This window comes from Rheinheimera muenzenbergensis, assembly GCF_036984005.1.
Taxonomy (GTDB): Bacteria; Pseudomonadota; Gammaproteobacteria; order Enterobacterales; family Alteromonadaceae; genus Alishewanella; species Alishewanella muenzenbergensis.
Map to the genome: position 1 here is coordinate 52543 of NZ_JALAAR010000015.1, position 22928 is coordinate 75470.

Below are 22928 nucleotides of genomic sequence, written 5' to 3' on the forward strand. Positions count from 1 at the left end.
TACGGCTCTCGAACAATAAATAACGTATAGGTATAGCACGAAACAGCCGCTAGTGTAGAACGGCCGCCATGCAGTTTCAAGAATTATTATTCTGTTTTTGTGAATTTTTATACAGATTCACATAGGTAAAGCGATATCGATCCGGTTACGGCCGTGCTTTTTCGCCTGATATAAAGCGCTGTCTGAGCGTGACAATAATCGCTCATGCTGAGCTTCGCCGGCATATTCAGCAATACCCATGCTTATCGTCAGTTTTAAGCCGGGCGCCACAGCACTGCAATCAGTTAGCATTATGGCCTGACGAATACGCTCACAGATATCGCGCGCTACCAGGGCTGATGTATTGGGCAGCAGCAGCGCAAACTCCTCGCCACCCCAGCGTGCAAAGGTATCATCTTCTCGGCAATGTGAACTGATCAGGCTGGCCACCAGTTTAAGGATCTCATCACCAATGCTGTGATTATAAGTGTCATTTACATGCTTAAAGTGATCGATATCTAACAGCACCAGCGTTAATGGCAGTTTTGCCCGTCGCGAACGGGCGCACTCACGTGCCAATGCCTCATCAAAGGCGCGCCGGTTCGCCAAGCCGGTTAGCGCATCTAAGCGGGCTTGCAAGGCAAACTCTTGTGCCTGAATTTTTAATTGTTCCAGCAACTTTGAACGATCTAAATCAGCCGCGGTTAAATAATCGGCCTGGCGCTGCAATTCAACGGTCTTCTCTGCCACCTGCTGCTGTAACTGCTGCTGCCGGTATTTAAGTTGTAACAAGCGCCAGCGCAGCGCCAAAACTAACAACAGGACCAGGCAGCTGGTGAGCAGTGCCCAAAACAATGGTTGCTGCCAGTAATAGGGCAAAATAGTAAAGCGAATATTGGCATGATGCTCACTCCAGCCCCCCTGAGGGTAAGCAGCGGCAACCTTTAGCTGATAATCTCCCGGCGGCAAATTGGTGTATTCCGCCACATTCTGGCTACCACGGTCTATCCAATCGTCATCAAAGCCTATCAGCTGGCTGCGATATTGGATCCGCTGTGGCATCACAAAGCCCAGGCCAGCAAAAGCAAACTCCAACCGGTTTGCCCCCGGTGCCAAAACGATATCTTGCTGTAGTGACAGCTCTGCGCCATTAACCCGTAATCCTTCAATTACTACCGGCGGGACATGGCTGGCAAAACGTTGCAAAATACCCGGCTGTACCCAGCTGACACCTTTAGAAGTAGCAAACCAGACAGCACCGTCTGCAGCCAATGCCGCAGCCGACATAGAACCGCCATTGGCTTGCGAGCTTTGCATGCCATCGCTTTCACCGAATAACTCGTACGCTAAGCTATCTTGTTTACCGGTAAGCACAGCCGTTAAGTTGTCGCGTTGCAGCCGTAAAATGCCCCTGTTGCTGCTGATCCACAGATGATGGCTGTTATCGGCCACCGCCTGAAACAGTTTATCAAACGGCAAACCGACGTTACGCCCTAACATGCTAAGCCCAGCATCCGCCAAATTATAAGCAACCAAACCACGATCTGTGGTCATCCATAGCAGATCTAACAGCGGGTCTGGAGTAAAGCCAAAGGCATATTCGGCACCGTCCAGTGCACTGAAATCCAGTGCGCTAATACTGCCATCGGTTTGCATAATGGCAACACCACCACCGGTACCAATAAATAAGCGACCATCTGTGTGCTGATACAATGCCATGATAAAAGGAGCCGGTAAGCCATGCTGAGTACCATAAGCAGTAACGCCGTTGGCAGAGACATAATTTAAGCCTTGCGCCGTGCCAACCCAAACACCGTTTGCATCTGGTAAAACGGCCCGTACTTCGTTAGTCAGCAAACCATTATCACGGTGAAGATGCCGCTCTACCCTGCCGTTGCGCCACAATAGTGCTCCATCGGTATAGGTACCGATCCAGACGCTACCATCGGCAGCTTCACTTAAACTCAATACTGACTGGCCGCGGCTATATGCAGACAAATCCAGCTGTTCTATCTGTTGACCATTTATCCGGTTAAGCCCCTGGCTGCTGCCCACCCAAATGCTGCCGTCACTGTGCGCTAACACCGCCCGGACATAATCACCGGCTAAACCACGCTCAGTGTCATAGGTTACAAAGGGCGCTTCACGCAGGCGGAATAAGCCGCCATTGGTGCCAACCCAAACGCTGTCTTCGCGATCCTGATATAGAGATAAAATTCGGTTATTCGGTAAGCCGGCATCAATGGTCAGCTGCTCCAGCACACCGGCTGTAAGACGCAATAAACCCCGATCTGTAGTGCCTATCCATAGCTCGTCATTGCGCTGTAGCAGTGCCGATACCGGCATTTGCGCCAGCTCTGGCCGCAACAGGCTAGTGTTACCTGCCTGCCATTGGTACAGGCCGCGTTCAGTGCCAAACAACAAGGAATCCCGCTGTTGCAGCAGTGCAAACACCGGTATTGGTGGTACATTGGTAAGAGTTGTAATGCTGTCAGGCAAGTCGGGAGTAATAACTGCAACACCACGACCAGAGCCAATCCAGACCCGGCCTGCTGTATCCACCAAAACCGAGTGCACGACATTGCTGGGCAGCCCGTCAGTCGTAGTATATTGCCGCCGGCTGCCGTCGGTATGCTGGTAAAACAGCCCTTGTCCTTCACTGGCCAGCCAATAACCACCGTGCGAATCCTCAGCCACGGCATTTAGCAACACGTTAAGCGCTGGCCAATGTTGCCAGCCTGCTGTAGCACGCCGGGCAAAACCACCACGCGAACCTACTACCAGCAGGGCGCCGGCATTATCACGTGCTATGGCTCTGATCCCCGAGTCCGGCAAACCGGTTTGTTTACCCCGGCCTTTAATGGTAAAGCTACGGCCATTAAAACGAGCCAGGCCTTCCCAGGTTGCTATCCACAGGTATCCGTCGTCACTTTGGCTGATGCTGTTAATGGTGTTGTGGGGTAAACCGTCGCGGGTGGTCCAGCTTTCCTGAAAGTAGTTGTTTAACTTAATAGCGGGCTCAGCCGATGCAACTGCACCAGCACCCGGCGATGCCAGAAAAAACACCGAGCATAGCATAAGGTATTTACTGCAACTGACTGTATTGCGCCAGTTTTTTATCCAATGCATATCACTCTATCCCTGCTAAAACAGCAAATGCTAAAGCACTAGTCGGGAACAGAGTAACTTAATTTTTCGTTGTCGCCAAGCTCGGCGCAGTAGCTGCACTCAATAGTGCCTGTCAGTTGCAGGCACACCCACAGCACTTACACAGCCAACTGTGGCCGCACCCCCAGCAAGTGACAAATGGCATAACTGAGCTCACTGCGGTTAAGGGTGTAAAAATGAAAATGATCGACACCTTCGCGACTTAGTACTTTCACCATTTCCATCGCAATACTGGCCGCCACCAGATTACGCGTCGTGGCATCGTTATCCAGACCGTCATAGGCTTTGTGCATCCACTGCGGTACGGCGACATTGGTCAGCGCCGCGAATTTTTTCAGCTGCTGAAAATTGGTTACCGGTAAAATGCCGGGAATAATATCCACATCAATACCAATGGCAGCGCAGCGGTCGCGATAGCGCAGAAATTTCTCTATATCAAAGAAAAACTGCGTAATAGCTCGCGACGCACCGGCATCGGCTTTTCGTTTTAAATTCAGTAAATCGAATTGAGCATTCGGTGCTTCCGGATGCACTTCAGGATAAGCCGCCACTGAAATATCAAAATCAGCTACCGAGCGCAGTATCTCTACCAAATCTGCCGCGTATAAATCCGGTTTAGACGTACTGCCTGGCGGCAAGTCGCCGCGCAGTGCGACTATATGGCGAATACCGTTTTGCCAGTAATCTTTCGCAATGGAGATTAAATCATCTTTGGTCGCGTCAACACAGGTTAAATGCGGCGCGGCTATTAAACCTGTGCGTTGTTTAATCGACTTAATAATGTCGTGGGTACGATCACGCTCACCCGAATTAGCACCATAGGTAACTGAAACAAAAGTCGGTGCCAGTGGTGCCAGCCGTTCAATCGACTGCCACAAAGTTTGCTCCATCTGCGGTGTTTTTGGTGGAAAAAACTCAAAGCTGACGTTTACCTTGCCTGCCACGTCCTGCAGGTTGCGGTTTATTGCCTCTAAATACTGTGCATTTGCAAATGCCATAACGATTCTCTTTTGTTACGTCAGTGATACCGGCGCTGCGGCCAGACCAATAAGTTGATTAATCAGTTGCGCTAAATCGGCATGCAGGCCACCGGCCGTCACCACCTTACCCGCACCAGGGCCCTTTAACACCAGCGGGTTAGTGTCATACCAGGCAGATTCGATAACAAATACATTGTCACAAGGTGCTATTGCCGCCAATGCATGCTGCGCTGATACGGCCTCAACTGCTACTTTGGCCACGGGTTTATCATCAGCCAGCGCTAAACTGGCAACGTAGCGCAGCACTTTACCCTCGGCTTGCGCCCTGGCATACAGTTCAGCCATAGCGTTATCAAGCTGTTCCCGCTGTGCCCAGAAATCCTGCCAGCTGCCCTGCTCCAGCCCTGCTGGTAATAATGGCTGCAACGCAATCTGTTCCAGTTCCAGGTTTAACGCCAACTCACGCGCCAATACCAGGAGTTTGCGCTGCACATCCTTGCCGGATAAATCATCACGCGGGTCCGGCTCGGTTAAACCGCCCAGCTGCGCCTCAAGCACAAAGTCAGAAAACGGCTTACTGCCATCATACTTACATAACAACCACGACAGGGTGCCGGAAAAAATACCACTAACCTGCTTAATGCTATCGCCGGCACTGAGTAGCTCCTGCAAAGTACGCTGCACCGGAATGCCCGCGCCACAGGTAGTGTTACTCAGCCATTGCCGCTGATGCTGCACTAGCGCCTGCCTGATCTGCTGATATTCGGTACCTGGCAGCGTTACGCCTTGTTTATTCGCGCTAATCAGATCGCAACCGGCAGCAATAAACTGCGGATAATTGCGGGAAAACTCTGCGCTGGGTGTATTATCAATTAGTACTTTACGGCCTGGCAATGCCGCCAGGTAAGCCGTTAATTCTGTCAGTTGCCATGGCTGCCCCGCAGCCAATGCCTGTTGCCAGTTGCTGATGCTGATATCTTGTTGCAGCACCGCCCGGCGCGAATTTAACACCCCAGACAGCTGGATCTGCAATTTAGGCTGGAAACGCTGCTGTTGGGCTGCCAGCATGCGTAAAAACTCACTACCGACATTTCCACTGCCTGCAACAACCAAATGTAATTGCTGTTGCGGCTGCACCAGTTGCTGATGCACCTGTTGCAGTAAGTCTGCGGCTAACGGCTCTGCAAACAACCAGATGATCTGCTGCGCCGTCTCATAGCGATGCAAGGCTGCGGTTAACAGCTGATCGGCACTCACGGCTGATGCTTTGGTATCTGCCTTTAACCAGGCCAGGGCATGGTAACGCCGGGTATCCCAGACCGCATGCACATTTTTCGCAGCTAACCAGGCCAATGCCTGCTCAGCACAAACCGTCGGCAGTAACCAATTATGATTATCGCCTTGTTGCGGCAGCGCTATAACCGGTTGTTGTAGCTCCAGCGCTAACGCCGCGGCACTGATTTGATTGTCCTGATGCAAAGTCAGCAAGGTGACATCCGCCAGTTCAGTAATAAAATTCTGCGCATTCGCCTCATGTTGTACCACTTTGCACCCCGCTTGATCCGGCTGATAACTGCTGCGTACCAGCAAAGTCGTATCGCGGCCACTTAGTGCTGACAAGGTCCGGGCATGCAATACCGGATTACCCAGTTGTGCCAGCTGACAGGCTTGCGGCCAACTTACCTGCTGATACGGCAGGGCGGCAGCCACTTTGCGTGGATCAGCACTGTAAATTGCTTTTACATCGGTCCAGATGGTCACTTCAGCAGCATTCAGCAAAGCCCCAACTAAGGTCGCCGAGTAATCACTGCCATTACGGCCCAGTGTAATGCTCCGGCCTTTTTCATCGCGGGCAATGTAACCGGTCACCACATGCACTGTATCTGGCTGTGTAAGTTCTGCCAGCAATGCCGCCGATTGTTGCCAATCTGGCTGGTGCTGCTTTAAACGCAAAAAGTCGCGCGCATCTAAGGCCACAGCATTGATGCCGCGTTGTTGCAGCACTTCACTTAACAACAAGGCGGACAGACGCTCGCCAAGCGCCAGCACATCATTGGCTTGCTGTTGTGCTAACCAATCCGGTACCGCAGCCAACCATTGCTGCAATTGCAGACAAACACCTTGTGCTGCGGCTGGCGGTAATGCCTGCTGCACCAGTTCGCTAAGTTGCAGCTGCAGTGCACTAACCGCCCTGTCTCTGGCATTGCTGTCGTTGGCACAGGCAATAATGTGCAACAAAGCATCGGTGGTATCGCCCGGGGCAGACACCACCAGCCACAACGGCGACTGATGTTGTGCTGTAATAATATCGGCCACGGCGGCAAAGCGTGCGGCATTCGCCAGGCTACTACCGCCAAATTTGTGCACCTGCGCAGCGGCGCGGTGTTGTAGCTTCGTTTGAACTAACATACTCAATTACCAAAAAGCGCTTAGTGCCGGATTCAACCGAAACTGCTGCTGTTGTTGATGATCCTGCGTTACCGCACTGTCGGCTTTGCCATGGTTGCCGGCTTGTTGGCCAGCCTGGGCCACTGCATTAAAGGCCTGTTGTAAATCGGCCAGCAAGTCGTCGGCGTTTTCAATTCCTACTGATAAGCGGATCAGCGTAGGGCCTATGCCGGCCGTCTGCTGCGCTTGCGCATCCATCGAAGCATGCGTCATGCTGCCCGGATGACAAATAAGGCTTTCAATACCGCCCAGCGACTGTGCCAGGGTAAATAGGCGCAGCGCCGAGAAAAATACCGGTAATAAGGCAGCGTCAGCCGCCAAATCAAAGCTGCACATTGCGCCAAAGCCACGTTGTTGCGCTTTAGCAATGGCATGGCCCGGGTGATCCGGCAAGCCGGGATAATACACTTTAGCAACCAGCGGCTGCTGGCTGAGAAAAGCCACCACTTTACTGGTATTGTCCTGCTGCAGGCGCAGTCTGGGTTCCAATGTGCGCAAGCCGCGTAACGTCATATAGCAATCAAAAGGCGCGCCGGTAATACCTAAACAGTTGGCCCACCACTTTAACTCATCGCCAAGCTGCTTGCTGTTGCATATCAACACACCACCGACGATGTCACTGTGGCCATTAATATATTTAGTGGTGGAATGCACCACTATGTCTGCACCCAGCGCCAGTGGTTGTTGCAGTATCGGCGATAAAAAGGTGTTATCTACCACCACCAGTGCCTGCAATTGCTTTGCCAGCTGACACACAGCGCGAACATCGGTAATTTGCAACAATGGGTTAGACGGCGTTTCCAGCCAGATCATTTTCGCTTGTGCCGCACTGACTTGCTCTGCCCAGTCAGCTTGCTGAAAATTCACCACTAACAATTTAAAGGCGTTTTTACGCTGCGCTAAGTTAGTAAATAAACGGTAGCTGCCGCCATAGCAATCATGCGGGATCACTAAGGTATCATCCGGCGTTAATAACTGCAGTGCCAGTAAACAGGCCGACATGCCGGTACTGGTCACTATGGCTTTAACGCCACCTTCCAGCTCTGCCAGGGTTTCTGCCAGTAAATCCCGGGTGGGGTTATTCGAGCGAGAATAATCGTACTGCCCGGGTTGCTGAAAAGCTTTTAATTCATAAGTTGAGGTTAAATATAGCGGTGGCGTCACTGCAGCAAAAGCAGTGTCCTGAGCTATGCCGGCACGGGCAGCGATGGTCGCGGCATGACGCTTTGACATGGGGAAACCTCATTTAGATGTTTAGACGTCTAAAAGTATAATGATAGAAATAAAGATGTCAAACCATTTAGCCGTCTATAATGATTATTTGTTGCACACTATTTGACTGAGCGGCATAACAAGATAGAATTTCGCCACTTGCGCGAGCAATACATCATTCAGACTACTACAAGGTAAGCATATGGCTAAGTGGAATGGGGAATACATTCACCCGTACGCGGAACACGGTAAAAAATCAGAACTGGTAAAAAAAATCACCGTATCTATTCCGCTGAACGTATTAAAGGTGCTGACAGACGAGCGCACCCGGCGCCAGGTTAACAATCTGCGTCATGCAACTAACAGCGAATTATTGTGTGAAGCATTTTTACATGCCTTTACCGGCCAGCCGCTGCCAGCCGATGAAGACTTGCGCAAAGATAACCCGCACCAGATCCCGACCGAAGTGCGGCAGATCCTCACCAGCATGGGTAAACCCATACCGGTGATTATTGAAGCTGACAGCGACGAAGAATAACCAGACTGTCAGCCATAAAAAAACCGCCAGTTTAGGCGGTTTTTTTATGCTTGGTGCAAAGCTGCAGCTAACTTAGCTCATCGCAGCTTGCAGCTTTTTCATAGCATTTTTTTCTAACTGCCGTACCCGCTCAGCTGAAACGCTATAGCGGTCTGCCAATTCCTGCAGCGTTAACTTGTTATGATCTAACCAGCGGGCTCGGATAATATCCTGGCTGCGGTCGTCCAGCGTACGCATTGCCGCTTGCAGCCGATCTACCGCTGCGTTGTCCCACTGATCTTCTTCTACCCGTTGGGCTAAGTCGGACGCTTTATCTTGCAGATAGTAAGCCGGTGCGGTGTATGCCGACTCGTCGTCTTCATCCGGTGCATCAAACGGCATATCGTAGTTGCTCATACGTGATTCCATCTCACGCACTTCATGTTCTGCCACACCTAATGACTCAGCAACGTTTCTCACTTCTTCCTGGTTAAACCAGCCTAAGTGCTTTTTCGCTTTACGCAGATTAAAAAACAATTTGCGCTGGGCTTTGGTGGTAGCAATTTTAACAATGCGCCAGTTCTTCAGCACATATTCATGAATTTCCGCTTTAATCCAATGTACCGCAAACGAAACCAGCCGCACACCAACATTAGGATCAAACCGTTTTACCGCTTTCATCAGGCCAATATTGCCTTCCTGAATTAAATCACTAACCGGCAAACCATAACCAGAGTAGCTACGGGCAATATGCACCACAAAGCGTAAATGCGACATAATCAGTTGCCGTGCAGCTTCTAAATCACCATGCTGGTGTAGACGCTCTGCTAAATTGCGCTCTTGCTCTGCGCTAAGCATGGCGATTGAACTGACAGCATGAGTATAAGCTTCCAGACTGCTGCTGGCCGCTACCGGTAATGACATCATTTCTGCTGCTGTATCGCTCATTTCTGTGTCCTGTCCTTAACTAAGTGCATCGATATTAGCACTCTTTGATTGAGAGTGCTAATTTTAGTTTCAGCAATTTTTATATCTGCTTATTCTAAAAATTGTGTACTAATAATTAATGGTTATTAAGGGCCGGTTGGCTCTATAGCACTGATATGCCGGCGTACCGACAGATATGAACCCGCCAGCCCCAGCAATACTGCCAGCAGCATCAAAGCAAAAAATTCTGCCACGCTTAATGACATTAAACGAAATTCACTACCATAGAGTGCAGTTACACTAAGAATGGCGCCTTGCAGCCATACCAGCATGGTTTCTACAATTAAATAGGCCAGCAAACCACCAAAGACACCATACCAGACGCCACTGTATAAAAACGGTCGCTGAATAAAGGCATCGGTAGCACCGACCAGTTTCATTACTTCAATCTCATCCTTTTTGTTCATAATCGACAAACGGATGGTGTTGCCGATAATCAGCACCACAGCCCCCAGCAGAAGCAAGGCGATAACAGCCACAGCCTGCTGTAACAGGCTAACGATGGCGTCAAGCCGGGTTAACCAGTCGATATCCAACTTGCCGTATTCAACGATACGTTCTTTGTTTAACCGGTTTAGCAGCGCGCGGGCTGCCTCTGCCTGGGTATTTTTCGGCAATACCAGCAACACATCCGGCAACGGGTTTTCGCTAAGGTAGTTCAGCGCCGGGCCAAAGCCGGATACTTCAGCAAACTCGGCCAGTGCCTGTTGTTTACTAATATGAGTTACTCTGGCAATAGCTGCATCAGCCTGCAATATCGCTTTTAAGCTGTCGATTTGGGTTTGGCTGCTGTCCTGTTTAATAAACAAACTGATCTCGGCTGCCTGGGTAAAGCTATCGCTGATTTGCTGCATGTTTTTAACCAGCAAATGCAGTGTAACCGGCAAGGTCAGGCTCACGCCCAGCACGCCTATTGTCAGTAACGACGCCGACGGCGTGCGCCACAGCTCGCCCAAACTGGCCAACGCCTGGCGCAGGTGATTAACCCAAAACATAACAAAATGGCGGGCAAAGCCGATTTTATGCGCCGCTGCACCACTGGCAGCGCGGCCAGAAAACAAGATGCTCATAACGGGTCCTCCTGATACTGCAGCAGGCCATCATTAATCATCTTGCCTTGTTTTAAGGTCAGGGTACGGTATTTCATCCTCGCGACCAGACCAAGATCGTGCGTTGCCACCAGCACTGACACGCCAACCTGATTAAAGGCTTCAAAAACCCGCATAATATCTTTGGATAAATCCGGGTCCAGGTTACCGGTGGGCTCATCAGCCAATAACAATGGTGGCTTGTTCACTACGGCCCGGGCAATGCCCACCCGTTGCTGCTCTCCGCCAGATAAGGTTTGTGGCAGACAGCGGGCTTTATCCAATAGCCCCACTTTATCCAGCGCCGCATGTACCCGCTTTACCATGTCTTTGCCACTGAAGCCTTCTATCACCAGCGGCAGAGCAACATTGTCGAACACGGTATGATTCATCAGCAAACGGTGGTTTTGGAAGATAATGCCAATATCACGACGCACAAAAGGAATATGCTTACGGCGGATCCGGCTTAGATCGACATCGTTTATCAGCACCCGACCGACACTGGGGCGTTCTATCAGGCTGATCAGTTTTAACAGCGTACTTTTACCGGCACCTGAGTGGCCGGTTAAAAATGCCATTTCGCCTTTTTCCAGCTTAAAACTTACCCGGTCCAGGGCAACAAAGCCGCCAGCATAACTTTTACTGACTTGATCAAACTCCAGCATGGTTAACTTTCCCGGTTAAACAGCGCGCGAATAAAGTCCTGACTGTTAAACACACGCAAGTCGTCAATCCCTTCACCAACACCGATATAGCGCAGCGGCACTTTAAACTGATCAGCAACAGCAAAAATAACGCCGCCTTTTGCCGTGCCGTCCAGCTTGGTTAAGCTGATTCCGGTCAGCTGAACGGCTTCGTTAAACACCTTGGCCTGGCTTAAAGCGTTCTGACCGGTACCGGCATCCAGTGTCAGCATCACTTCATGTGGTGCGTTTACGTCTATTTTCTGCAGTACCCGAACTATTTTTTTCAGCTCTTCCATCAAATGGGCTTTGTTTTGTAAGCGCCCGGCAGTATCGGCAATCAGTACATCTACCTTGCGGGCTTTAGCGGCCTGATAAGCATCAAAAATTACTGAAGCGCTATCAGCACCTGTGTGCTGGGCCACCACGGCAATCTGGTTGCGTTCGCCCCACACCTGCAATTGCTCTACCGCTGCTGCACGAAACGTATCCCCCGCTGCCAGCATGACGGTTTTTCCCTGCTGTTTAAACTGCTGGGCCATTTTACCGATAGTAGTAGTTTTGCCGACGCCGTTTACGCCAACCATTAAAATAACAAAAGGCCCTTGCGGATTAACCGGTTGCAGCGGTTGCTCAACATCTTGTAGCAATACCGCCATATCCTGCTGCAACTTATCAAATAACAAGCTGGAGTCTTTTAAAGACTTCCTGTCGGCGTGCTGCTCCAGCTGACGGATTAGTTTCTGCGTGGTTTCCACGCCAACATCGGCCAGTAACAGCTGTGTTTCCAGCTCTTCGTATAGCTCTTCATCAATTTTACGGCCACTGAATAAACTGGCCAGGCCTGAACCCAGGTTTTGACTGGTTTTTGCCAGGCCTTGCTTTAAACGGGCAAAAAAGCCGGTTTTTTGCACCACAGCTGCACTGGTCGTGACAGCAGGCGCAGATATCTGAGCAGTCTCTGGCTGCATTGAGTCAGAGCTTAGCGGCGCCCCGGCCGGACTGGCCGGCGCTATATCAGCATCGACAACAATAGGTTCTGTCGTTGACGTGGTTGCTACGGAGTCAGTGGATTCAGCAGCAACCGGCTCTGCTGTAGCCGGTTGTGCAATGTTACTTGCGGTATCGTCAGAAGCCTCAGCCTGCGGTTGTTGCGCTTTGCCAAGGCCAAGCCAGGAAAACAGTTTATTTTTTTTGCTCATAAGCCCAAGTGTATGCTGATAAAAACTAAGGTAAACTTGGCGGTTATACTAACACCTTTGTGTTAAAGGCAAAACGGATTAGATGAAACAGGCAAAAAGCAGCGCAAAACGGCCAACCGGCCGTAATAAACCGGCGGCAGTTGCCGGCGCGCCAGGTGAAGTACGCATTATTAGTGGTAGCTGGCGCGGGCGAAAATTGGCAGTATTAAATGCCGAAGGCTTGCGCCCGACCACAGATCGGGTAAAAGAAACCTTATTTAACTGGCTAATGCTGGATATTGACGGCGCGACTGTGCTGGATTGTTTTGCCGGCAGTGGCAGTCTGGGCTTTGAAGCCTTGTCGCGCCATGCTAAGCATTGCACCTTACTGGAACGCGATAAAGCCGCCGCCGGGCAACTGCTACAAAACCAGCAAAAACTCGGCTGCGGCAATGCCGACATTATTAATACCGACAGCCTGAGCTGGCTAAAACAAGCCGCCAAAAGACAATATGATGTGGTGTTTATCGATCCGCCGTTTCGTAAAGACCTGGCGTTGCCGTGCTGTCAGTTACTGGAACAGCAGCAGTGGCTGGCGACGCCGGCGCTTATTTATCTGGAAACAGAGAAGGAACTCGATGTGGCGGCTTTACCAGCCAATTGGCGTTTAGTGAAAGAAAAAGTCGCCGGCCAACTGGCCTACCGGCTGTACCAGCGCGGCTAATACCGCGCTAAGTGCTCTAGTCGCTGCCAGCCAATTCCATACCTAAATTGGTCAGGCCCTGCTCCGCTACCCAATTTTGCAATAACTGCCGCTCGTCACGGCCAAACTGCTTAATTGGCGTCACTAATTCAATCAGCTCAGCTAAACAGTCCATTTCGTATTGCATTAACGGATGCTCACGGACAATTTTTTTTAGCTCGGCTTCTGTGGTTATATCATCGTCTATGCTGTCATGTTCAATTAAGCGCGCTACGGTAGCCTGCGAGATCTTTGCCACATTAACAAACTCAGCAGCATCCTGCTGCGCAATGCCACTGAGCATCATATCCAGCGCAGTAGCACAGTCCACTGCCGGATAAACACCAAAAATATCAAAGTTAGCAACGTCCGGTGTAATAAGTTCCAGCTCATCTGATAGCTTTTCAAAGTTAATTTTGGCTTTTTTTACCGTTAACCACTCCCACACTAAGGTCAGTATATGGCGTGGTAAAGCGGCATCGCCGCTTTGCGTTACTTCGGCAAATAACTGGTAATTAGGTAACATGCGCTCAAGCAGGGCTGCCGCGATAGCCGCTTGCTGGTAAAAGCCCAGCTCGCGCATCGCTTGAAAATTATTGGCTTTTTGTTTCATTTGGTCCTGGTTTACCCGGTAACTTTAAGCTGCTTTTGCGCATACTCAAACTTCAGTTTAAATTCCATAATACGCTCTTCCAGCGTTTGCACTTGCGTCTGATGTGCTTCCTGCTGTGTCTGCAATTCCGTGCGCAAGGTACGGATCATTTCGCGGCTGCTATCAGCTTCCAGTTGTTGTTTTTGCTCGGCAGCATATTGTCTGTTTTGCGCATGCTCAAGTTGCGCTTCCAATTTCTGCAAGCGGCTCTGGCTTTGCTGATGTTGCTCTGTCAGGTTGACATAATCAGCCTGCAAACGCGTTAACTCAGACCCTAAGCCACCACTTTGCTGTTCAATCTCGCTGAGTTGCTGCTGTGCCTCACTTAATTGCTGCTGAGCCTGTTGCAGTTGCTGTTCAGCATCTTTCTGCTGTTGTGCAAAGACGTCTTGCTGCTCGGTTTGCTGTTGCTGCAACTGCTGAATTTTTTGCTGCTGTAGCTCCTGCGCCTTTTTCCGGTCTTGAATTTCTTGCTGCAAGCGGCCAATAAGTTGCAGTTTTTCTTTCTCTGCTGATTGCATCTGGGCAATCAGTTGCTGATGTTGCTCGGCCGCAGCAAGCTGCTGTTGTTGGCTGTCGATTTGCTGCTGCAGTGCATCCAGTTGCTGTTGATGCTGAGCATGCATTTCATGGTTTTGTTGCAGCTGCTTTTGTTGTTGTTCGGTGGCCAGTTTCAGCTCAGTTTTACTTTGCTGCACTGTCAGCTTCATCTCATGCACTGTCGCTTTGGCCTGTTCAGCTTCAGATTGCGCAGTGGTCAGTTGCTGCTGCAGTTGTTGTAATTGATGTTCAGATTGCTGCAATTGCTGCTGTGCTGCGCTATCGTCACTCCCCTGCTGTTGCAGCTGGGCAATTTGCTGTTGTAATTGCTCCAGTGCGGCCTGTTGGGTGGTGCGCTCTTGCTGCAGCTCAGCCACAGTCTGGCTTGCAACTGCCAGTTCATCTGTAACCTGCTTATGCTGCTGACGCAGATTTGCTAATTCCTGATTATCAGCCGTGGCCAAAGGCACGGCTAAATCAAGTTGCTGCTTGGTTTGCTGCCAGTCTTTAAACAATTTTTGATAGGCTTGCTCTTGCTCTATCAGTCTTTGCTGCCATTGTTTCTGGCTGTCAGCCACCACTGAGGAGGCAAACTGCTGCAGTTGTTGTTGTTGTGATTTCAGCAGTTGCTCGGTAAAGCCCGCCAGACTGGCGGCCAATTGTTGTTGCGCCGCATCCGTTAATCCGGCAATAGCTTGCTGCTCATTTTTTTTATTATTGTTGCTTTTTACTGCATTCATTAATCAGCTCTCGTGCTACTGTGACGGCTATGCATATTCAGCTGCACGCCACTTAGTCTACAAAACCACTCTCCGACCACGATACCTTAACAGTTATTCTTATCAAGGCATATATTGCTGTCGTTTAGTGTAATATGAGTTTTGCACGATAGCTAACGCTATTAGTGTTTTTGCTACAGTACCGTCAACTTTGTTATTACAGGAACTGAATAATGATGGACCTGACAACACCTGCCTTACTATTTCCCGCTATCTCATTGTTATTATTAGCTTATACCAACCGATTTTTAGTCTTAGCGCAACTTATCCGTGAACTTAATCAGCGCGAAGGCGGCCAGGTGCGTGACCTGGCCAAAAGGCAAATCAGCAACCTGCGAAAACGCATCGTCCTGATTAAAACTATGCAGGCTTTTGGCGTACTCAGCTTTGTTTTGTGCACCGCAGCGATGTTTTGCCTGTTTATGCTGTGGCAAACAGCAGGCCAATTACTGTTTGTTATCAGCCTGATTAGCTTATTAATCAGCCTGCTCTATTCTTTATATGAGATCCAAATCTCCTGTGATGCGATAAATATAGAACTGGAATCACTGCAGCAGGGATAGCCCGGCTAAACAGGTAGCACAATGAGCCAAAACGATTTTTTATTCAGCGAAGAAACCAGCACAGCCGAAGAGCCGGCTTTAGCTGCTTCACCCTGGCTGGTACTGGTCGTAGATGACGATGACAGTATTCATCAGATCACCACTTTGGTACTGAGCAATTTCAGCTTTGAACAACGGCCGTTACAGCTGTTGCACGCCCACAGTGCCACTGAGGCTGTGACAATTATTCAACAGCAGCCCGATATCGCTCTGGCAATCATTGATGTGGTAATGGAAACCCAGCACGCCGGGCTGGAGCTGGTAAAAACCATCCGTCAGACGCTTAATAACCGCCGAATGCGTCTGGTATTGCGTACCGGACAACCGGGCGAAGCGCCGGAAGAACATGTTATTCGTGACTACGATATTAACGACTATAAAAATAAGACCGAAGTTACCGCCATCAAGCTGAAAACCCTGCTCTATGCCGGGTTGCGGTCGTACCGCGATATTTGCATTATTGAACACCACAAAGCCGGCCTGGAAAAAATTATTGCCTGTACCACCAGCTTTTTGCAGTGCAGTTCGTTAAAGCAATTCGCTTCGCTGATCCTCGGTCAAGTGGCGTTTTTACTCGGGCTGGAGCGTGAGCAAATCTATTGTTGTGCGGCAATAAACAGTGCGGCAACAGATAGCCTGCAACTGGATGTTATTGCCAGCAATGTAGTAGATAACAACGCGTTACCGCCGGACGTACTGGCTAAAATCCTGCAGGTACAACAGGATAAAACGTCGTACTGTGGCGAAGATTGTTTTATCGGCTATTTTACCACGCACAGAGGCAATGAAAATTTTCTCTATGTCAGCAAAGGCAGCAAGTTAGAGCAAACAGATCATCAACTACTCAGTTATTTTTCGCATAATATTGCTATTGCCTACGAAAACATCCGGCTGCGCGAATTGATGCGCGACAGCCAGCGCGAATTGTCGTACATTTTGGGCGAAGCAGTAGAGAAGCGCTCGAAAGAAACCGGCAGCCATGTTAAACGGGTAGCCAATTACAGCTACCTGCTGGCAATAAAAGCGGGCTTAGCAGAGTACGATGCTGAAGTGATAAAACTGGCGTCACCACTGCATGATCTGGGCAAGATTGCCATACCGGACCATATTCTGAATAAACCAGGTAAACACGATGCTGACGAATGGGCTATTATGCAGCAGCATGCTGAGCTGGGTTACCAGATTTTACAACATTCCTCTAACGAGATCCTGCAAATGGGTGCCATTATAGCCCAGCAGCATCATGAAAAATGGAATGGTAAGGGATACCCGCAGGGGTTGAGCGCTGATACTATTCATATTGCTGGTCGCATTACCGCTCTGGCCGACGTGTTTGATGCCCTGGGTAGTGACCGTTGCTATAAAAAAGCCTGGCCCTTAGCGCAGATTATCGAACTAATACGTACAGAACGAGGTCAACATTTTGACCCGGCTTTAGCAGATATATTATTGAACAATCTGGATGCCTTTCTCGCCATTCGCGATGCCTATCCGGATTAACTACAGGAAAAGCTTATGTTGAGTTTCTCATTTAAACGTTTTGCCGTTGCGATAACCGCCGTAACAGCGTTGTTGATTGCCGGTTGTGCCTCTGGCCCTAAAGTTCGTACCGACGCCGCAGCTAATGTTAACTTCAACAGCTATAAAACCTTTGCTTTTATGCCAGAGCCGGCGACTGACAATCCGGCATATGCCACCTTAGTCACACAACACTTTAAAGATGCGATAACGGCAGAAATGACCGCTTTGGGCTACCAGTACAGCGAGACTGATGCCGATTTACTGGTAAATTTTAATTCTAATGTTGAAGATCGCACTGACGTGCGCTCTACGCCAACAGCAAGTGTGCACTACAATTATTATCACTACCGCCGTGGCTACTATCTGGGCTTTCCGCTTTACACCTCCGAAGTTGATACGATTCGCTACAAATATGGCACGGTAAATATCGACGTAGTCGATGCTGCAAAAAAGCAACTGATCTGGGAAGGTATATCTGAAGGCACATTAAAGCGAGCTGATCTGGAACAACCCAAACCCGCTATTGCCAAAGTTGTCGGCTTGATTTTTCAGCAGTATCCAACCCGCAAGATACCGCTGACACCCTAGTTAAACCGGCTTAATATTAACCGGCGCCGGGTACTTCACGCCGGATTTTGTCCTGTAACGCCGCACAGTCGGCGTTTTTATTTTGCTGCTGAATAGATAACGTCAGCTCGCCTACCGTCAGACCGTACTTGTGTAAGGTAGTGCGGTTAAGCAGGTTTTCGTTATCAATTAAGTACAGCCAGTCTTTTACTTTCACATCCAGAGTGTCGCCGTCATACGGAATACGCAGCGTGTATTCCCAGTACAGACTGTTTCCGGCTAACTGGCCTGTTGCCTGGCCCACCACATCGCCGGCACTGCCGCTGACGCTGCCATCAGCATTTTGTTGCAGTTGCCAGTGCCGCTGTTCAATGCGGCCATCGCTGAAGTAAAACAACTCGTACAAATCACCACGACTGCCCTGCCAGCTGCCACATAGTTCTGCATTAAAACGCAGGCTTTGTTTGCCACTCCAGTCGTGCATTACGCCCCAGGCCCGGCTTTCGCCCTGAAAAAACTGATCCAGCTTTAACATTGGTGTCTCGTTGCTATACTCCGACACCGATTGACTGCAACCAGACAGCACAGCCGCAATGGCTAATAAGGATATTTTTTTCATAACGCCTCCTGAATTACGCTAAGTTACGGCCAATAACTGTGAGCAGCTCAAAAAAAGGCAAAAAAATTTAGCCGGCAGCAAACTAAATTGACGCCAAGCCCGACTTAACAGACAAAACCAGCAGAGAATAACAATATCGTGTTTAAACGCAGTGACGACAGCTTAATAGCCAAAGCGTTAAATGGCGACCAACATGCCTGGCAGCAACTGGTAAACCGCCATCAAAGCGCCCTGTTTTACTTTGGCTTGCGCTTGCTTGGTTCAAAAGAAGACGCTAACGACCTGTTACAGGACGTGCTGATGGTGCTGTGCCGTAACCTCGGGCAATACCGCGGCGACAGCAGCTTTAAAAGCTGGTTATTTGGTATCGCCAATTACCGGGCCATGGACATGCTGCGCAAACGCAAGTACAGCGACAACGATGACGCTTTGGCAGAGCTGCCAGATGAAGCACCGGAGCCGGGCCAACAGTTAGCCAGCGACCGGCAACAACAACAGGTACGTAAGCAATTACTGCTGTTACCGGCCGAGCAACGGCTGGTGATGGAGCTGAAGTTTTATCAGCAGTTTACCTTTGATGAGATTGCCAGCCAGTTGGCCATTTCCAGCAACACCGTGAAATCGCGCTTTTATGCCGCTCTGGATAAATTACGCTTGCAGTTGGAGGACGACCATGTCGAACAATCAGCAAATTTTTGAACACTGGCTTGAAGGTAAAATCAGTGCTGAACACTGTGCACAGCAGCTACAACATGACCCCTTGTGGTATAGCCGGCTGCAAAATGCACTGGCAGTGCAGGCTGATGCCAGAATACCGCAGTTTGACGCCATGCCGGCAGCAGACAGCAGCGCGCTGTTTGCCAGCCAGTGGCAACGGCCGGCCGCCAAGCGCAGCTGGTGGCCACAAGTTAGTCTGGCGTTGTCCTGCGCCGCTATGCTGATCAGTCTGTCACCGGCGCAATTGCGCCTGCAGAATGGCAGCCTGACGCTAAGCTGGCACAACAGCCAGGCCGAAGTTGAAGCAGCGGTAAGTAGTGCCCTGACAGCCTATCAGCAACAGCAACAACAATGGCTGGCACAGCAACTGGACTTTCAGCAACAAAACACCAGCTCGCAGTTAGTACTGTTAAAAGATTACCTACAGGACGAGCTTAAGCGCGACCAACGCAGCGATATGCTGCAACTGGTGGAGTACCTGAACCAGCAACGCCAGTCTGACTGGCAATACTGGCAGGAAAACTATCAACCGATGCAGGCCGGTTACCGCCCTGCTAACAGCTACTATTTAACCCCAACTGACAGCGGAGTGGTAAAACCATGATTGCATTACGTCGTACCTCATTAGTTCTTGCAGCTTGCGCTGCTGTTATCGGCCACAGTTCACTGTTTGCAGCTGAAGCCAGCCCGGCACTGAAGAAAAACGCCGATATCCTGCAAACCATTTTGCACACCGCTTTTAAAGAAGGCGAGTCCAGCCGGTTATCGTCACTGCAGTACAGCTACCTGTCTGGCCAGGGCTTACTGTTTCAGGCCAATGCAGCCCGCAGTGGCCGCCAAGTGTTTCACTTTAGCGGCTCTGGTATCGCGCCAGTAGCGCCTATTCCGCCAATACCCCCGCTACCCGATGGTGATTTTGAGTTTGAATTTGACAGCGAAGAAATTGAACGCCTGACCGAAGCCGCACAAAATATTGCCGAGCAGGTGCAAGATCAGCAGCGCCAAAGCTACCGCGTTGCAGAAAAGCAACGGGCGATAGAACGTGAGCTGCGCGATGTAGAGCGGGAAACCCGTGATATTGAGTTTAATAAATCGATCAGCAAGCTGGATAAAGAACAACAGCAAGAGCTGGAGAAACTGAGGCAAAAAGCTAAAATACTGCAGGAAAAACGCGCAGAAGTGGAAAAAGAAGCATCACTAAGCCGCAAACAATTGGAAGAGCAGCGGGCTAAGCAAATGGCCGAACAACAGCAACAAACAGCCGCCATGGTAAAAGCGGTCGGCGAAAAATTCAGCCAGGTGCTGTGTGATTATGGCGCCAGCCTGCGCGACATGCCGGATAACGAATATGTCACGCTGCAGGTTAATAATCGCAGCAACGAAGGCCGTTATTACTGGGTAGTAAAAAAAGCCGATATAAATCAATGCATGACCGGTAAAATTAAGGCAAAAGATTTACTGGCTAAAACCAATAGCTACCAGTTCTAACCCGCGCCGGTAACAGAAGGCATTCCAGGCTGACGAAAACGCAAAAATCTACTTTGTCAGCCTGTGTTTTTCAGCGACAATAGCGCGGTTCCGCTGCGGAACCCTGCTCTGAGTCATACCCTATGTCAGTTATTGTAAACACCGGCGATGCGCTGAATTTCGATGCCATTATTGATGCTTTTTATCACCACGGCTGGGTTTGGCTGCCAAATTTTCTCAGCCCGCAGCTTAATGCTGCTTTGCTGCATGAAGCGCAGCACGAGGCCGAACTTACCCCTGCCGGTATTGGTCGTCACAATGATCATCAGCTAAATCAGCACATCCGCCGCGATGCCACCCAGTGGTTTGATGGCAAAAGTGCCGCCCAGCAGCAATATCTGGCATTAATGGCCCAGCTCCAGCTGGTATTTAACCGTCGCTGCTTTCTCGGTTTATTCGACTTTGAATGCCACTTTGCCCGCTATAAGCAGGGTGACTATTATCAAAAACACCGTGACGCCTTTAGCGGCCGCTCTAACCGGGTGCTGACGACGGTGAGTTACTTAAACAGCGTAACTCAGGGCGGTGAGCTGGCGTTGTATAACGAAGATGAACAGCTGATAGACAAATTTCTGCCCACGGCAGGCAGCCTGGTATTGTTTGAAAGTGAGCGCTTCCCGCATGCAGTATTGCCGGCAGTAGACAGCCGCTACAGTATCGCCGGCTGGTTTCGTAAAAATGCCAGCATTAACGGCGTGCTGGACCCGGCCAGATAAAACACCTATGATTAGCGCCATGCGCACTCTGCTCAGTTATCTGTTATTTGTTACTCTGGCATTATCCGGCCTGACCGGATCGGTGCAATCTGCGCATGCTTATACCCTGGCCGACGCGCTACACCAGCAAAGTAGCCAGCACGCCGTAGACACTGCAGCTAAAATGCCGTGTCACAGTGCAAAAGTGGACGCTACTGCAACCCCAGAGCACGATTGCTGCGACCAGCCAACGCAGCAATGCAAAGACGATTGCTGTGCCAAACAATGTGCCACCAGTAGCGCTCTGCTGGCGACAGAATTATTTCGCTATATCCGTCCGGATAGCGCCGTTGCACAGCAAAACCTGCGCCTGCCGCAATGGTTATTTGCCGAAGATCCGCCACCACCGATAAACGCCTGAAACCCACTTGTTGTTAACGTCGTGCTTAAGCACGGGGCGTAGTGATTGTTTCAGGAAAATTCGATGAATAAAATCTATATTTTGGCGCTGCTGCTATGGCAGAGCGTATTTACCCTATCCGCTCAGCAAACTGATATTGGCGAGCACAGCACCCATCAGCACGCTGAAAACAGCCTGCAACACAGCGTCTTACCGCAAGCTACTGCACTGTATGCCTGTCCGATGCACCCACATATCAAACGGGATGCAGCTGGCAACTGCCCGATTTGCGGCATGGACTTGCTATTACAACGCCAGCAAACAACTGGCAGCGTGAGTGTCGACGGCGCGATGCAACAGGCGCTGGCGATCCGCACTGAAACTGCGGCAAAGCGCACTTTATGGCGTTTTATTCAGACCTTTGCTCAGGTGACGTATGCAGAAGATGCCATTCACCACAATCATATCCGTGCCGAAGGTTGGATAGAACAGCTGTTTGTCCGCAGTTTGGGCCAACGCGTAAAAGCCGGCGACAAACTGTTTAGCTATTACGCCCCGGATTTACTGGTGGCGCAGGATGACTATCTGCAGGCGCTGTCGGTCAGTACACAAAATGGTGAACGCAGCAGCAGCTTACTTAACCGCGCCGAAACCCGGCTGCGCCTGCTGGGGCTCAGCGATAAAGACATCAATCAGCTCAAGCAAAGCCGGCAAAGCCAGTATCAGATCAGCGTTTATGCCCATCAGGACGGCGTGGTTACCATGCTGAATGTACGCGATGGCATGTATATCAAGCCTGGTGATACGTTGATCGAGATCACCAGTTTAAACCGGGTCTGGCTGCTGGCTGATGTGCCCGAAGTACAGCAAAGCTGGCTGTTTGAAGGCATGAGTGCCGAAGTGGACATACCGTCACAGCAACTCAGCGGCATTGAAACTGAGGTTGATTACATTTACCCGGCCTTAGATGCACAAAGCCGCAGCAGCAAGGTACGGCTAAGTGTAGAAAACAGCAAACAACTGCTTAAACCCAATATGCTGCTGCCGGTAAGGTTGTACGGCGGCGCCCTTAAGGACGTGCTAACCATACCGCGCGATGCGGTTTTACCAGGTGGTAACAGCAACCGGGTAATAGTGCAAACGGGCGATAGTTTTGCTGTGCGGCAGATCAGCACCGGCAGCAGTGCTCAGGGTTATGTGCAGGTGCTATCAGGCTTACACGAAGGTGAGCAGGTGGTGGTATCCGGCCAGTTTTTACTGGATGCAGAAGCCAGCCTGAGTCAGTTGCCGCCGGGCAATGCAAACAGCCATCAGCATTAGGAGC

General features: G+C 50.2%; 22 protein-coding genes. 11 read left to right on the forward strand and 11 right to left on the reverse strand.

Annotation, left to right across the window (positions count from 1 at the left end; genetic code table 11):
• Positions 1–117: 117 nt before the first annotated feature.
• From MN202_RS15945 to metB, 4 genes are all read right to left on the reverse strand, one after another.
• Positions 118–3108, reverse strand: coding sequence for a diguanylate cyclase (locus tag MN202_RS15945; RefSeq protein WP_335737132.1), 2991 nt, complete (start codon positions 3106–3108; stop codon positions 118–120).
• Positions 3109–3245: 137 nt separating this feature from the next.
• Entirely contained in the window at positions 3246–4145 is a 900-nt protein-coding gene (gene metF / locus MN202_RS15950; protein WP_335737133.1) for a methylenetetrahydrofolate reductase, read from the reverse strand.
• A 15-nt stretch (positions 4146–4160) separates the two neighbouring features.
• A complete protein-coding gene (gene metL / locus MN202_RS15955; RefSeq protein WP_335737134.1) occupies positions 4161–6536 on the reverse strand; it encodes a bifunctional aspartate kinase/homoserine dehydrogenase II in 2376 nt (791 codons plus the stop codon).
• Between the two features lie 6 nt (positions 6537–6542).
• Entirely contained in the window at positions 6543–7808 is a 1266-nt protein-coding gene (gene metB, locus MN202_RS15960; protein ID WP_335737135.1) for a cystathionine gamma-synthase, read from the reverse strand.
• Positions 7809–7989: 181 nt separating this feature from the next.
• Between metB and metJ the strand changes: the two genes are divergently transcribed.
• Entirely contained in the window at positions 7990–8325 is a 336-nt protein-coding gene (gene metJ / locus MN202_RS15965; RefSeq protein WP_027670223.1) for a met regulon transcriptional regulator MetJ, read from the forward strand.
• 72 nt (positions 8326–8397) lie between these two features.
• Here metJ and rpoH read toward each other — a convergent pair whose 3' ends face one another.
• The 4 genes from rpoH to ftsY form a co-directional block, all read right to left on the reverse strand.
• Complete coding sequence (rpoH, locus tag MN202_RS15970; protein ID WP_335737136.1) at positions 8398–9252, reverse strand: RNA polymerase sigma factor RpoH; 855 nt, start codon at positions 9250–9252, stop codon at positions 8398–8400.
• A gap of 125 nt (positions 9253–9377) precedes the next feature.
• Positions 9378–10361 carry a permease-like cell division protein FtsX gene (gene ftsX / locus MN202_RS15975; RefSeq protein WP_335737137.1) on the reverse strand — a complete coding sequence of 328 codons (984 nt, stop codon included), beginning with the start codon at positions 10359–10361 and terminating at the stop codon, positions 9378–9380.
• The gene (gene ftsE / locus MN202_RS15980) at positions 10358–11044 is read right to left on the reverse strand and encodes a cell division ATP-binding protein FtsE (RefSeq protein ID WP_335737138.1); all 687 of its coding nucleotides are present in this window, start codon (positions 11042–11044) and stop codon (positions 10358–10360) included. Before ftsE ends, ftsX begins: the two co-directional genes overlap by 4 nt.
• Before the next feature lie 2 nt (positions 11045–11046).
• Positions 11047–12264, reverse strand: a complete 1218-nt coding sequence (gene ftsY / locus MN202_RS15985; RefSeq protein WP_335737139.1) for a signal recognition particle-docking protein FtsY — start codon at positions 12262–12264, stop codon at positions 11047–11049.
• An 82-nt stretch (positions 12265–12346) separates the two neighbouring features.
• On the opposite strand from ftsY, the gene rsmD reads away from it, so the two are divergent.
• Complete coding sequence (gene rsmD / locus MN202_RS15990) at positions 12347–12967, forward strand: 16S rRNA (guanine(966)-N(2))-methyltransferase RsmD (RefSeq protein ID WP_335737140.1); 621 nt, start codon at positions 12347–12349, stop codon at positions 12965–12967.
• A 16-nt stretch (positions 12968–12983) separates the two neighbouring features.
• Here rsmD and MN202_RS15995 read toward each other — a convergent pair whose 3' ends face one another.
• Positions 12984–13598, reverse strand: coding sequence for a YjaG family protein (locus tag MN202_RS15995; protein WP_335737141.1), 615 nt, complete (start codon positions 13596–13598; stop codon positions 12984–12986).
• Between the two features lie 11 nt (positions 13599–13609).
• The gene (locus tag MN202_RS16000; RefSeq protein ID WP_335737142.1) at positions 13610–14917 is read right to left on the reverse strand and encodes a coiled-coil domain-containing protein; all 1308 of its coding nucleotides are present in this window, start codon (positions 14915–14917) and stop codon (positions 13610–13612) included.
• A gap of 212 nt (positions 14918–15129) precedes the next feature.
• Here MN202_RS16000 and MN202_RS16005 point away from each other — a divergent pair, with 212 nt between their 5' ends.
• From MN202_RS16005 to MN202_RS16015, 3 genes are read left to right on the forward strand one after another with little or no spacing between them, the layout of a single operon-like run.
• Positions 15130–15519, forward strand: coding sequence for a DUF2721 domain-containing protein (locus MN202_RS16005; RefSeq protein ID WP_335737143.1), 390 nt, complete (start codon positions 15130–15132; stop codon positions 15517–15519).
• Positions 15520–15540: 21 nt separating this feature from the next.
• On the forward strand, positions 15541–17058 hold the full coding sequence (locus tag MN202_RS16010; RefSeq protein WP_335737144.1) for a DUF3369 domain-containing protein: 1518 nt from the start codon (positions 15541–15543) through the stop codon (positions 17056–17058).
• Positions 17059–17073: 15 nt separating this feature from the next.
• Positions 17074–17667 carry a DUF4136 domain-containing protein gene (locus MN202_RS16015; protein ID WP_335737145.1) on the forward strand — a complete coding sequence of 198 codons (594 nt, stop codon included), beginning with the start codon at positions 17074–17076 and terminating at the stop codon, positions 17665–17667.
• A 16-nt stretch (positions 17668–17683) separates the two neighbouring features.
• Here MN202_RS16015 and MN202_RS16020 read toward each other — a convergent pair whose 3' ends face one another.
• Positions 17684–18265 (reverse strand): DUF3833 domain-containing protein, encoded by a 582-nt coding sequence (locus MN202_RS16020; protein WP_335737146.1) that lies wholly within the window; start codon positions 18263–18265, stop codon positions 17684–17686.
• A 138-nt stretch (positions 18266–18403) separates the two neighbouring features.
• On the opposite strand from MN202_RS16020, the gene MN202_RS16025 reads away from it, so the two are divergent.
• From MN202_RS16025 to MN202_RS16050, 6 genes are all read left to right on the forward strand, one after another.
• The gene (locus MN202_RS16025; protein ID WP_335737147.1) at positions 18404–18964 is read left to right on the forward strand and encodes an RNA polymerase sigma factor; all 561 of its coding nucleotides are present in this window, start codon (positions 18404–18406) and stop codon (positions 18962–18964) included.
• Complete coding sequence (locus tag MN202_RS16030; protein WP_335737148.1) at positions 18939–19586, forward strand: hypothetical protein; 648 nt, start codon at positions 18939–18941, stop codon at positions 19584–19586. Before MN202_RS16025 ends, MN202_RS16030 begins: the two co-directional genes overlap by 26 nt.
• The gene (locus MN202_RS16035; RefSeq protein ID WP_335737149.1) at positions 19583–20470 is read left to right on the forward strand and encodes a hypothetical protein; all 888 of its coding nucleotides are present in this window, start codon (positions 19583–19585) and stop codon (positions 20468–20470) included. Before MN202_RS16030 ends, MN202_RS16035 begins: the two co-directional genes overlap by 4 nt.
• Before the next feature lie 122 nt (positions 20471–20592).
• Complete coding sequence (locus MN202_RS16040; protein ID WP_335737150.1) at positions 20593–21225, forward strand: 2OG-Fe(II) oxygenase; 633 nt, start codon at positions 20593–20595, stop codon at positions 21223–21225.
• The gene (locus MN202_RS16045; RefSeq protein WP_335737151.1) at positions 21188–21625 is read left to right on the forward strand and encodes a hypothetical protein; all 438 of its coding nucleotides are present in this window, start codon (positions 21188–21190) and stop codon (positions 21623–21625) included. Before MN202_RS16040 ends, MN202_RS16045 begins: the two co-directional genes overlap by 38 nt.
• Positions 21626–21688: 63 nt before the next feature.
• Positions 21689–22924: an efflux RND transporter periplasmic adaptor subunit gene (locus tag MN202_RS16050; RefSeq protein ID WP_335737152.1), complete on the forward strand. Its 1236-nt coding sequence runs from the start codon at positions 21689–21691 to the stop codon at positions 22922–22924.
• The last annotated feature ends 4 nt before the right edge of the window (positions 22925–22928 follow it).